9 protein-coding genes are annotated in these 11,862 nt (G+C 72.2%); 2 read left to right on the top strand and 7 right to left on the bottom strand.

What is annotated here, in order from left to right:
• Positions 1–576: 576 nt before the first annotated feature.
• From ACWDN5_RS43905 to ACWDN5_RS43895, 3 genes are read right to left on the bottom strand one after another with little or no spacing between them, the layout of a single operon-like run.
• Positions 577–1,509: a CHAD domain-containing protein gene (locus tag ACWDN5_RS43905; protein WP_449680431.1), complete on the bottom strand. Its 933-nt coding sequence runs from the start codon at positions 1,507–1,509 to the stop codon at positions 577–579.
• Positions 1,510–1,537: 28 nt separating this feature from the next.
• A complete protein-coding gene (dapD, locus tag ACWDN5_RS43900) occupies positions 1,538–2,521 on the bottom strand; it encodes a 2,3,4,5-tetrahydropyridine-2,6-dicarboxylate N-succinyltransferase (protein WP_310970874.1) in 984 nt (327 codons plus the stop codon).
• Between the two features lie 28 nt (positions 2,522–2,549).
• Entirely contained in the window at positions 2,550–2,981 is a 432-nt protein-coding gene (locus tag ACWDN5_RS43895; RefSeq protein ID WP_310970872.1) for a hypothetical protein, read from the bottom strand.
• Positions 2,982–3,004: 23 nt separating this feature from the next.
• Between ACWDN5_RS43895 and dapE the strand changes: the two genes are divergently transcribed.
• Together dapE and ACWDN5_RS43885 are read left to right on the top strand one after the other, a co-directional pair.
• Entirely contained in the window at positions 3,005–4,075 is a 1,071-nt protein-coding gene (gene dapE / locus ACWDN5_RS43890; RefSeq protein ID WP_449680430.1) for a succinyl-diaminopimelate desuccinylase, read from the top strand.
• A gap of 150 nt (positions 4,076–4,225) precedes the next feature.
• A complete protein-coding gene (locus tag ACWDN5_RS43885) occupies positions 4,226–5,029 on the top strand; it encodes a DUF3152 domain-containing protein (protein WP_310970870.1) in 804 nt (267 codons plus the stop codon).
• A gap of 1 nt (position 5,030) precedes the next feature.
• Here ACWDN5_RS43885 and ACWDN5_RS43880 read toward each other — a convergent pair whose 3' ends face one another.
• The 4 genes from ACWDN5_RS43880 to ACWDN5_RS43865 form a co-directional block, all read right to left on the bottom strand.
• Entirely contained in the window at positions 5,031–6,074 is a 1,044-nt protein-coding gene (locus ACWDN5_RS43880) for a chitinase (protein WP_449680429.1), read from the bottom strand.
• Between the two features lie 138 nt (positions 6,075–6,212).
• The gene (locus ACWDN5_RS43875) at positions 6,213–7,817 is read right to left on the bottom strand and encodes a M28 family metallopeptidase (RefSeq protein ID WP_310970867.1); all 1,605 of its coding nucleotides are present in this window, start codon (positions 7,815–7,817) and stop codon (positions 6,213–6,215) included.
• Positions 7,818–7,901: 84 nt separating this feature from the next.
• Positions 7,902–10,166, bottom strand: coding sequence for a M4 family metallopeptidase (locus ACWDN5_RS43870; RefSeq protein ID WP_449680428.1), 2,265 nt, complete (start codon positions 10,164–10,166; stop codon positions 7,902–7,904).
• Positions 10,167–10,474: 308 nt separating this feature from the next.
• Positions 10,475–11,740, bottom strand: a complete 1,266-nt coding sequence (locus tag ACWDN5_RS43865) for a helix-turn-helix domain-containing protein (RefSeq protein ID WP_310970864.1) — start codon at positions 11,738–11,740, stop codon at positions 10,475–10,477.
• Positions 11,741–11,862: the final 122 nt, after the last annotated feature.

The following is an 11,862-nucleotide window of genomic DNA, read 5'->3' as shown; positions in this document are numbered from 1 at the left end:
CTCACCGCGAGCGCCGGCGGCCTCGCCGTCTTCGGCGCCTCGGGTTCCGAAGTCCCGCTGTTCGTGCTGCTCGTCCTCGCCGCCGGGTGGGAGGTCCCGAATGAGTCATTCGCGACCTTGGGGGCGGGCGAGGCGGGGCGAGGCGAGGCGGGGGCGGGGGCGGGGCGCGGGGGAGGCGAGGGTGGGGCGCGGGGCAGAGCGGGGCGTGGGCGAGGCGGGGCGCGGGCGAGGCGAGGCGGGGGCGGGGCGTGGGCGAGGTGGGGCGCGGGGGCGCTGGGCGGAGCAGGGCGTGGGCGAGGCGCGGGCGAGGTGAGGCGGGGCGCGGGCGAGGCGGGGAGGGGGTGCGGCGCGGGCGAGGGCGAGGCGGGGCGCGGGGGCGGAGCAGGGCGGGGGCGAGGTGGGGCGTGGGTGAGGCGGGGACGGGGCGCGGGCGGGGCGCGGGCGGAGTGGGGCGCGGGCGGGGTGCGGGGCGGAGCGGGGTGGGGCGAGGGCGAGGCCGAGTGCGCGGCGGAGCAGGGCGGGGGCGGGGGCGGGCGAGGCGAGGCGGGGCGCGGGCGCGGGCGAGGCGGGGTGCGGTCAGGCGTGGAGGGCCTTGGCGGCGGCGTCGACCGCGGCCCAGGAATTCCGCCAAGCCGCGCGGGCCTCGGCTCGGCGGGCCAGCTCGCGCTCGGCGATGCGGCCCGCGACGAACCCCATCGGGCCGTCCGCCGACTCCAGGACCGAACGCATCCGCTCGGCCGCGATCACGGCGTCCTGGTGGTCGCCCAGCACCGTCTGGAAGTCCTTCGTCGCCTTCAGCAGCCGCTTGATCTTCGGCGCCTGCTTCTTCTTCGCCGACGTCTGGGCCAGCTCCGCCGCGTAACGCAGCTTCTTGCCGTGGATGCGCAGCGCGTGCAGGTCGTCGTCCGGCGGGTCCGCGGGCAGCGCACCGACCGCCTTCGCCAGCTTCCGGTGCGGCTTCGCCAGGCCCGCGATCAGGTCGTGCGGCCGGTCGGACAGCGGGACGGTCTCCGCCCGCGTCAGCAGGCTCACCTCGCGCAGCAACGTCGAATACCGGGCACTCGACAGCGCCCGCGTCAGGCGCCGCTTCGCCGTGGCCCGCTCGCTGACGAACTTCGACACGAGACGGCGGCCGGGGGCCTGGTCGCGGACCTCGAAGTCCGCGATGACCTCGCGCAGGTGCCCGATCAGCACGTCGTAGTCGCGCACCTCGCCGAGGGACTGGCCCAGCCAGCCCAGCTCCGCGCGCACCGGCTCGGCGCCGTCGCCGACCAGCTCGCCGGACAGCTTCAGCACGCTGCGCATCCGCCGCAGCGCGACGCGCATCTGGTGCAGGTCCTCCGGATCCGCGCCCGAGCGCGTGCCCGGTTCGTGCGCGAGCAGCGCGCGGATCTCACGGTCGAGCTTGGCCCGCACGTGGTGGCCGGCCGGGTCGGCCGGACGCGCTTCGACGGGCGCGTCCGGCAAGCCCAGCTCGGCCGGCGTGCGACGCAACGATTCGGTGGTCACCTCATGAATAGTAGGTGAACGATCGTGCTCAATCGTTGGCGTGCAGCGCCGCGTTCAGCTCGACACCGGAGCCGGTGCGGGGCACGACCTCGACCGCGCCGGTGCCCGAGTTGCGGCGGAACACCGCGCCCGAGATGCCGTTGAGCTCGCGGGCCTTGACGACCTTGCCCTCGACGACGACCTTCGTGCCCGCCGTCACGTACAGGCCCGCCTCGACGACCGTGTCGTCGCCCAGCGAGATCCCGACGCCGCCGTTCGCGCCGATCAGGCAGCGCTCGCCCAGCGAGATCGTTTCCTTGCCGCCGCCCGACAGCGTGCCCATGATCGACGCGCCGCCGCCGACGTCCGAGCCGTCGCCGACGACCACGCCGGCCGAAATCCGGCCCTCGACCATCGACGCGCCGAGCGTGCCGGCGTTGAAGTTGACGAAACCCTCGTGCATCACGGTCGTGCCGGACGCGAGGTGCGCGCCGAGCCGGACGCGGTCGGCGTCGCCGATCCGGACGCCCGACGGCAGGACGTAGTCGACCATCCGCGGGAACTTGTCGACGCTGTAGACGGTCACCGGACCGCGTGCCCGCAGCCGCAGCCGGGTCGTCTCGAAGCCTTCGACCGGGCACGGGCCGTGGTTGGTCCAGACGACGTTGGCCAGCAGGCCGAACATGCCGTCGAGGTTCTGGCCGTGCGGGCGGACCAGCCGGTGCGAGAGCAGGTGCAGCCGCAGGTACATGTCGTGGGTGTCCGCGGGCGCGTCGGCCAGCTTGCCGATCGTGGTGCGCACGGCGACGACCTCGACCCCGCGGTCGGTGTCCGGGCCGAGCAGCGCCGCGGCGGCTTCGCCGAGCAGCTCGGTGGCCTCTTCGGCGCTCAGGCGCTCGGTGCCGGGGGTGCCCCCCTCGACCAGCTTGGGGTGCGGGTACCAGGTGTCGAGGACCGTCCCGTCGGTGGTGACGGTGGCCAGCCCGACGCCGCTGGCGCCGGTCGTTTCGGGGTTCGGGCTCTGCTCACTCACGCCCGACACGGTAGTCGAGTGACGGCGATCAACCACTCGTGGGCCGCGCGTCTACCTGCTTCTTCAGGCCCGACAGAGCGGCGGCGATGTCGACCAGCGCCTGCGAACACGGGCCGCCCGCGGCCGGGACGGTCGTGCAGCCCGCGCTCCGGAACTCCCCGACCGCCTGGTCCAGCTTGCCGGCCTCGGCGGTCAGCTGCGGGTCGCGGTCGTCCGCGCGCTTGCGGGCCGCGCCCGGCACGTTGCCGACCTCGGTGACGTACTTCTCACAGCCCTTCGGCAGCTGGGTGCGCGGGCTCGCGTAGCACTGGTCGACGGTCAGCGCGTCGAGCTTGGTCGGCAGCGCGTCCGGACCGGGCTCGCCGCCTTGGCGCGGGGGCGTCGGACCGGCCTCTTTCCCGCAGCCCGAAAGGACCAGGACCAGCACCGCGCCGCCGACGGCGACTCCGAACCTACGCACACCCCCACGGTAGCGTGCGGGTCATGAGCCTCGACCTGCACGCCGATCCGGTGGACCTGACCGCAGCGCTGGTGGACATCTTCAGCGTGTCCGGCGCCGAGGCGGAGATCGCGACCGCGGTCCAGGACGCGCTGCGGACGCAGGCCCCGCACCTCGAGGTCGTCCGGAACGGCGACGCCGTCCTCGCGCGGACCAACCTCGGCCGCGAGTCGCGGGTCGTGCTCGCCGGGCACCTGGACACCGTGCCGGAGAACGGCAACCTCCCGTCGCGGCGCGAAGGCTCCGGCGACGAGGAAATCCTGCACGGCCTCGGTACGGTCGACATGAAGGGCGGCGACGCGATCTTCCTGCACCTGGCGGCGACGCTGCCTTCGCCGAAGCACGACGTCACCTTCGTCTTCTACGACAACGAAGAGGTCGAAGCGGTCAAGAACGGCCTCGGCCGGATCGAGCGCGAGCTGCCGGAGTGGCTGGCCGGCGACCTGGCGATCGTCGGCGAGCCGTCGAACGGCGTGATCGAGGCCGGCTGCCAGGGCACCATGCGCGTCGAGCTGCGGCTTTCGGGCAAGCGGGCGCACACCGCGCGGGCGTGGATGGGCGAGAACGCGATCCACGCGCTGGCCGAGCCGCTGCGGCGGCTGGGGGAGTACACGCCGCGGATCGTCGACATCGACGGCCTGACCTACCGCGAAGGCCTCCAGGCGACGTCGATCAGCGGTGGCGTCGCGGGCAACGTGGTCCCGGACGCGGCCGTGCTGACGGTGAACCACCGCTTCGCCCCCGACCGCGACGCGGCGGCGGCCGAGCGGCACCTGCGCGAGGTGTTCGCCGGGTTCGAACTGTCCGTTGTGGACCTGTCGCCGGGAGCGCTGCCGGGCCTGTCGGCCCCGGCGGCGGCGGAACTGGTGGCGGCGGCCGGCGGCCGCGCGGCGGCCAAGCTCGGCTGGACGGACGTGGCCCGCTTCGCGGCGCGCGGCATGCCGGCGGTGAACTTCGGCCCGGGCAACCCGACCCTGGCGCACACGAAGCAGGAGAACGTCCGGACGGCGGAGATCCGCCAGGTCACCGAGGTGCTGCGCAAGTTCCTGAGCTGAGCCCGCTGCCCCGAACGTCGCAGCGGGTGCTGTGGTCGTGGTCACATCCGGCGGCCTGAGCTGCGGTGACGCTGCGCGACCGCAGGTCACCGCAACTTTTCCCGGCCGCGGTCCGTATGTCCTTCTGAAGCCGCGCACCCGGGAGGACCCATGCCGAAAACCGCTCGACGAGCCGCGGCCGTGGCCGTGCTCGTCCTGGCGGTGAGCGGGTGCGGTGGGGAAAGACAGCCGGTGGCCGCGCCCGCCGCCGGGCCGGTCCTCACCGCCATCGGCGAGGCCACCTCGGTCCCGCCGCCGCCGGCCGAGCGGGAGCCTGTGACGCAGAGCGCGCCGCCCGTCGAGGTCGCCATCAGCTTCCCGCGGACCGGGTCCGGCCAGTGGATGTTCACCCCCGGCAGCGACGAGGTCGCCGGGACGTCGGGCCGGCTGATGCGCTACCGGATCGCCATCGAGACCGACATCGACGGCGTCGGGCCCGGCGAATTCGCCAAGAAGATCCGCGCCATCCTCGGCGACCCGCGTGGCTGGACCGCCGGCGGGCAGTGGCGGCTGCAGCAGGTCGGCCCGCAGGACAACGCCGACTTCACCCTCTACCTCGCCACACCGGCCAGCCGCGACAAGCTGTGCGGCGGCACCCCGGACAGCTACACCTCCTGCCGCAACGGCAGCAACGTTGTGCTCAACGTCGCCCGCTGGGCCAACGCCGTCCCGGACTACGGCGCCCCGCTCGACGTCTACCGCCAGTACATGGTCACCCACGAAACCGGCCACCGGCTGGGCCAGGGCCACGAGCTGTGCCCCGGCCCGGGCAAGCCGGCGCCGGTGATGGAGCAGCAGACGCTGGGGTTGCACGGCTGCGTCCCGAACCCGTGGCCCTTCCCGGACGCCGGCGGCCGGGAATACGCCGGCCCGCCGGGCGAGTACAACGACCCCATCCCGGCGGGCGACTCCTGACCTACCGGCCCTGCAGGGATTTGACGTTGTTGCCGAACGTCCAGCCCTTCGAGCCGTCCCAGTTGATCGACCAGTCCATCAGGCCCTTCAGGCCCGGGACCGATCGCCACGCCTGCGACACCAGGCTCGGCGACATGTACCCGCCGCCCGCGCCCGGCTGGGCGGGCAGGCCCGGGACCTGCTTGTCGTAGGGGACGCGGATCGTCGTGCCCTGGACGACCAGGCCGTTGTTCAGGCACTGCGTCTGCACGGTGAAGCCCTGCACGGTCCCGGCCTGGTAGGAATCGCCGGAGCAGCCGTACATGGATCCGTTGTAGTACTGCATGTTCAGCCACCACAGGCGGCCGTTGTCCGCGTACTTCTTGATGATCGGCAGGTACGCGCCCCAAATCGAGCCGTAGGTGATGCTGCCGCCGGTCACGTACGCGGTTTCCGGCGCCATCGTGAGCCCGAAGTTCGAGGGCATCTGCGCGAGCACGCCGTCGATGATCCGGATCAGGTTGCTCTGCGACGCCGAAAGCGTCTTGATGTTCCCGCTGCCGGTCAGCCCGGTCTCGATGTCGATGTCGATCCCGTCGAAGTTGTACTGCTTGAGGATCGGCACGACGGTGGCGACGAACCGGTCGGCCACCGCCGACGACGAGAGGTCGATCCCGGCGGCCGCCCCGCCGATGGACAGCAGGATCGTCGCGCCCGCGGCCTTCGCCGCGCACATCTCGGCCGGCGTGGACACCTTGACACCGGCGTCCATCCCGTTCTCCCACAACACGGTCCCGTCGGACCGGATCACCGGGAAGGCGGCGTTGATGACGTTGTAACCGTGCTGGGCCATCCGGCTGTCGGTGATCGGGATCCAGCCCAGCCCGGGGTGGACGCCGTTGGCGGCGCCGTCCCAGTTCTCCCAGTACCCCTGCAGGACCTTGCCGGCGGGCCGTGATTTCACCGCGCACGTGTCGGCCTGCACCGCCCCCTGCGCGGGGGCCGAGACGAACAGCGGGACGGCCAATACCGTGGCCAGCAGGGTTGCGAACAAGCGACCGGACATCCCGGCTCCCATCGTCATTGAAGGGTGGACGCGGCGTGTCCGCCCAACATAAGCGCCGCGGGGAACCGGTGACTACCTACGAACGGGTGGTCTAGACAACTCGGGGGCGTCCCGCGGAGGACGCCCCCGAGCGGCCGGTCAGACGGTCAGCGTCCAGGAGGACAGGTAACCGGTGTCGGCGGGGCCGACGTCTCGGATGCGGAGCTGCCAGGCACCGTTGGCGGCCTCGGAGGAGGCGTTCACGGTGTAGGTGGTGTCGATGTTGTCGGCGGAGTCGCTGCTGGAGTTCTTCAGCCGGTAGGCGGTGCCGTCGGGCGCGACGAGGTCGAGGACGAGGTCACCGCGGTAGGTGTGGGTGATGTGCACCTCGACCTTGGTGGTGCCGGACGCGTTGCGCGCGCAGCCCGCCACGTTCGCGGCGCTGTTCACCGCGGCACCCGGGTAGTCCGGGATGTCCAGCCGCGTCGAGTTGGTCACCGGCGCGCACGACGAGCTGCCGACGCCGAGGGAGAACGTCGCCGTGTGGTCGGCGTTCGCGCCGTCCGCGGTCACCGTGACCGGGAACGTGCCGGTCGGTGTCGACGACGTGGTCGTGATGGTCAGCGTCGAGGAGCCGCCCGACTGCACGGTGGCCGGGCTGAACGACGCCGTCGCGCCCGCGGGCAGGCCCGAAGCGGACAGCGAGATCGACTGCGCCGAGCCGGACGTCGTCGCGGTGCTGACCGCGACCTGCAGCGACTGTCCCGGTTGGACAGTGCCCGACGTCGGGTTCAGCGACACGGAGAAGTCGTTGCCCTGCGGCGTGCCGACGGCCAGCTTCCACAGCGCGTAGGCGATGGCGTCGCTGTTCTTCTCCAGCGGCGCGTCCGGGATGTTGGACGTCGTGTCGCAGGCGCGGTGGTAGCAGTTGTCGAACGGCGAACCCGCGGTGCCGCCCCACTTCTGCGCCTGCGCCGAGCTCTTGATGTCGCCGGCGCCGGTGGCCAGGCCGCCGACCGGGATGCCCGCGCTCTTGAAGGACGCGTGGTCGGACCGGCCGTCACCTTCGCTGTCGCCCTCGGTCTGGATGCCGATGGAGCCGAAGTACTCGTCGAAGACGGCCTTGATCGAAGCGACGTCGTCGTAGACGAAGTAGCCCCAGTTCTTCGAGCCGATCATGTCGAAGTTGAGGTAGGTCTTGATCTTCGTGCGCTCGCTGCTCGGCAGGTTGTTGACGTAGTACTTGGAGCCGACCAGGCCGGACTCCTCGTCGGCCCACCAGCCGAACCGGACGCGCTTGGCCATCGCCGGGTTCGTGCGGGCCAGCGTCAGCGCGACCTCGAGGATCGACGCGCTGCCCGAGCCGTTGTCGTTGATGCCGGGGCCGGCGCTCACGCTGTCGAGGTGCGCGCCGAGCATGATGACCTGGCTCGCGTCGCCCTGCGGCCACTCGGCGATCAGGTTCTGCGACTGCCCGATGCAGCTGGTGCAGGTCTGCCGGCTGGTCGTGTAGCCGGCGTTCTTCAGCAGGTTTTCCACATAGGACACCGAGGCCGCGTACCCGCCGCCCCGCGGCGAGCGCGTGCCGCCGTTGTTGTTGGCGATGGTCTGCAGCTGGTTGAGGTGGGCCTTGACGTTGGCCAGGGAGATGTCCGGCGCGGCGAGCGCCGTGGCGGGCGCGGCGGTGGCCGCGGGCGCGGCTGCGACGCCCAGCACGGTCGCCAGGGCGGTGACCCCGGCGCCGAGTCGTGTCTTCCACTTCATGGCGGTGAATTCCTTCGGTGGGGGTTGGGGAGAACGGCCGTGAAGGCCGCACCTGGCGGGTGCGGCCTTCACGGGTGGGGCGTGTTACACGGTCAACGTCCAGGAGGACAGGTAACCGGTGTCGGCGGGGCCGACGTCTCGGATGCGGAGCTGCCACGCGCCGTTGGCGGCCTCGGAGGAGGCGTTCACGGTGTAGGTGGTGTCGATGTTGTCGGCGGAGTCGCTGCTGGAGTTCTTCAGCCGGTACGCCGTGCCGTCCGGCGCGACCAGGTCGAGGACCAGGTCACCGCGGTAGGTGTGGGTGATGTGCACCTCGACCTTGGTGGTGCCCGACGCGTTGCGGGCACAGCCGCTGACGGTGTTGGTGCTGTTGACCGCGCTCGCCGGGTAGTCCGGGATGTTCAAGCGGGTCGAGTTGGTCACCGCGGCGCACGAGCCGGTGGTGCCGACGGACAGCGTGTAGGTCGCGGTGTGGTCGGTGCTGGCCCCGTCGGCGGTGATGGTGACGGGGTAGCTGCCGGTCGGGGTCGACGCGGACGTCGCGATGGTCAGCGTCGAGGAGCCACCCGAGGAGATGGTGGCCGGGTTGAACGTCGCGGTCGCGCCGGCGGGCAGGCCCGAAGCGGACAGCGTGATCGACTGCGCCGCGCCCGAGGTGATCGCGGTGCTGATCGTGGTGGTCGCCGAGGCGCCCGGCTGGACCGAACCCGAAGCCGGGTTCAGCGCGACCGAGAAGTCCGGCCCGCCGCCGCTGCACGAGGTCGGCTCACCGCTCGCGGCGGTGACGGAGATGGCGTCCCACGCGGCCTTGGTGGTGTTGTATTCGACGCAGCTGCCCGGGAAGAGCGCGATCGCGGCTTCGAGGGTCGCCTTGCGGGCGGCCTTGTGGTTCCACGACGAGGTCTTCTTCAGCAGGCCGTTGTAGAAGATCTTGCCGGCCTTCTGGATGCCCAGACCGGTGACGGTCGAGTTGTTGCAGGTCGGGCTGGCCGGCTTGCCGCCACCCGGGTTCGAGCCCTCGGCCAGCAGGTAGAACCAGTGGTTCTGCGGGCCGGCCGCCGCGTGCACCTCGGTGCTCGGGATCGACGACGAGTAACAGTTCGGGTCGCCTGCCTTCGACGGCTGGTACATGTAGCGGATCGGGCCCTGGCCGACCAGGTTGACGCCCTCGCCGACCTCGTAGTCCGGGGTGTCCTTGGCGTTGTTCGCGTACGCCTCGGTCAGCGCGCCGAAGATGTCACCGGTCGACTCGTTCATGCCGCCGTTCTCGTTGCCGGAACCGGCACCGCCCGGGGTGAACTGGAAGATGCCGTGCCCGAACTCGTGGCCGACGACGTCCATCGAGGTGGCCTGGCGCTGGTTGTCCTGCGAGTGGCCGAAGTGCGTCGAGGAACCGTTCCAGTAGGCGTTGACGTCGTTGAGGCCGACGGACGCCGGGTAGCCGGTGCCGCTGCCGTTGATGCCGTTGCGGCCGAGCCAGTCGGCGAGCATCTTCCACTCGGTCTGGACGCTGTAGAGGACGTCGACGCAGCCGGTCTCGAGGTCCGTGCCGGAGCCGTTGCCCCAGTTGTTGTCCGGTCCACTGTAGACGGAACCGCCCTCGCGGCCGCAGCTGATGCCGGTGCGGCCCGGGTCGCGCAGCGTGTAGGTGCTGCCGGACTGCGTCGTGTCGATGGAGACGTTGCCGACGTAGTAGCTGTTTCCGGTGCCGGCCACGTTGACCGTGGCGGGCTGGGCCTGGGTACGCGCACCCGAGGAGAACGTCTTCACGTCGTCCCGCTTGTCGAGCACCGCGCCGGTCGCCGCGTCGACGAACACGTGCAGGTTGCTCGGTGCCGTGGCGGTGCGCCCGGCGACGACGACCTCGTAGGCCAGCTTCGGGCTCGCCCCGGCCAGCACGACCTTCTCCGGCGTGCTCACACTGTCCACAGTGGGCAGTTGAGCGCGCGCGGTGGCGGCGGCCTTCGCCGCGTCGACCAGCGCCTGCGTCCCCACGGTGATGGCCGCGGTCTCCGCGGCGCTGGTGCCGCGCACGCGGCCGGCGCCGTCGGCGACGACCACCGCGTCCCCGCCCACGACCCGCAGGCCCTGGTAGGTGCGCTGGTAAGCGCCGTAGAAGAGGCCACCGCCGCCGGCGGTCAGGCCGACGCGCTGGAACGATTCGGCCGGGCCGCGGCGCAGGGCGTCGAGACCGCTGGCGGCCGCCTGGTCGGCGGCGCGGGCGGCGGCCGCTTCCGGAGCGGCGGGCTGTGCTTGGGGCGCTGCGCTCGCCGGGGTCACCGGTAACGCGAGCGTCATGGCGAGCCCGGCGGCGGCCGCCAAGCCCGTGCTGAACCCACGATGGGTCATCGAGGTCTTCCTTCCATGAAGGCAGAATCGAGGTCCGGTAAGGGAAAGGGGAGACGTGTCCGGCGTGCTAACAGCAGGTATGCGTCCGGACGCATCCGAGTAAAGGATCAGCTCAACCGGGCGTCAATGCGCCGAACGGACCAACGACGCGTTCCGGATTATCGAATCAATTCGTACAAACCCCGCTGCAGCAGGGGATTCTCGCCGCGTTCCGCGTCGGAACGACTTTCGTAGGGATTGTCGGCGACACCATCCGAACGCCGGACGGTCTCGATCATCGGGATTCGTTAGTACTGCTCAGAAACCGGTTACCCGTCCTCCGCACCCAGCGCGAGCAGGCCATTCCGCAGCACGTCCGCCGCCTCCGCCTGCTTCCCGGTCTCGCCGAGCAACTCGCTCAACGGCCGCAGCGCGCGCACGAGCACCCCGCGCGCGCCCAGCCCGGTGGCGAGCTCGACGGCGGCCCGCAGGTCCTCGGCCGCGCGCCGGGCGTCCCCGCGGGCCTTGGCCAGCGAGCCGAGCTGGAGCCGCAGCTCCGCGGCCAGCGGCGTGCCCGCCACGACCACCGGGCGGATCTGGTCGAGCAGGGCCGCCGCCGTCTCCAGCCGGCCCGCCGCGAGGTACTCCCCGGCGAGCTCGACGGTGATCGCCGGGACGTCGTCCGGCCACGCCGTCTCCCGGGCCGCCGCGAGGTCGGCCAGCGCCCCTTCGACGTCGCCCGACCGGCCGCGCACCCGGGCCCGGGCCAGCAGGCAGTACGCCATCGCGGGGTGCAGGGCCCGTTCCTGCATCAGGTCGTACGCCGCGGCGACCGAGGCGGCGGCGTCGGCGAACCGGTCCGCCGCCAGGTGACTGCGGCAGACCTCGACGTGGCTGCGGGTCAGTTCGGCGAGCACCGCCGGGCTGCCCCGGGTGAGCCGCAGCGCGGAGTCGGCGTACTCGGCCGCCCGTTCCAGGTCGCCCTGGCGCAGGTGCCGCTCGGCCAGGCAGGCCCGCAGCGTCAGCAGCATCGACGGCTGCGGGTAGCCGTCCCGCAGCAGCTCGGCGTGGCAGGTTTCCAGCAGGTGCACCGAATACTGCACCTCGCCCCAGCCGGTCAGCACGGCCGCGCGCAGCGGGACGACCATCGCCCGCACCGGCGGCGGCTCACCCGAGAGCGCCGTTTCGGCGTCCGAGACGTACTTCGTGCGGACGTCGCCGGTCGAATACCCGGCCAGCCACAGCAGCGCGATCCCGGCCTGCCGCGGCCGGTCGAGGCGCTCGGCGCGCCGCCGGATCCGCTGCATCCGCGGGGTCGCGCGGCGGGCGTCGCCGGCCAGGAACCGTTCCGCGGTCTCGATCAGCTCGAGGTCCAGCTCGATCAGCTCCCGCGGGGACCGGCCGCCGAGCAGCTCGTCGGGGTCGATGCCGAGCTGCTGGGCGAAGAACCGCAGCGCGTCGCCCGACGGCGTCCGCGCGCCGGTCTCGACCGACGACACGTACGCCGCCGAGTACTGCGGCCCGGCGAGTTCGCGCTGCGTGAGCCCGCGTTCGGTGCGCAGCTCACGCAGGCGTTCGCCGACGCTCTCGCTCACACAGGCCGCCTTTCCACCGGTTCAGGGTAAGCCGCGCGGTGGCCGGCGGCCAGGTCCAGCTGGTCGACGGAGGTCGAACGAACGACGGTTTCACGGTCCAGCGTGCCGAAGGCTCCCATGAC

Source organism: Amycolatopsis sp. NPDC003731 (assembly GCF_053586895.1).
Note: the sequence above shows the minus strand (reverse complement) of the source record. Positions and strands in the feature narration are given on the sequence as shown.

Coding starts and splice junctions, on each gene's coding strand:
- ACWDN5_RS43885 (WP_310970870.1), top strand. CDS start 4,226: ATGCCGAAAACCGCTCGACGAGCCGCGGCCGTGGCCGTGCTCGTCCTG.
- ACWDN5_RS43870 (WP_449680428.1), bottom strand. CDS start 10,166: ATGACCCATCGTGGGTTCAGCACGGGCTTGGCGGCCGCCGCCGGGCTC.
- ACWDN5_RS43875 (WP_310970867.1), bottom strand. CDS start 7,817: ATGAAGTGGAAGACACGACTCGGCGCCGGGGTCACCGCCCTGGCGACC.
- dapE (WP_449680430.1), top strand. CDS start 3,005: ATGAGCCTCGACCTGCACGCCGATCCGGTGGACCTGACCGCAGCGCTG.
- ACWDN5_RS43880 (WP_449680429.1), bottom strand. CDS start 6,074: ATGTCCGGTCGCTTGTTCGCAACCCTGCTGGCCACGGTATTGGCCGTC.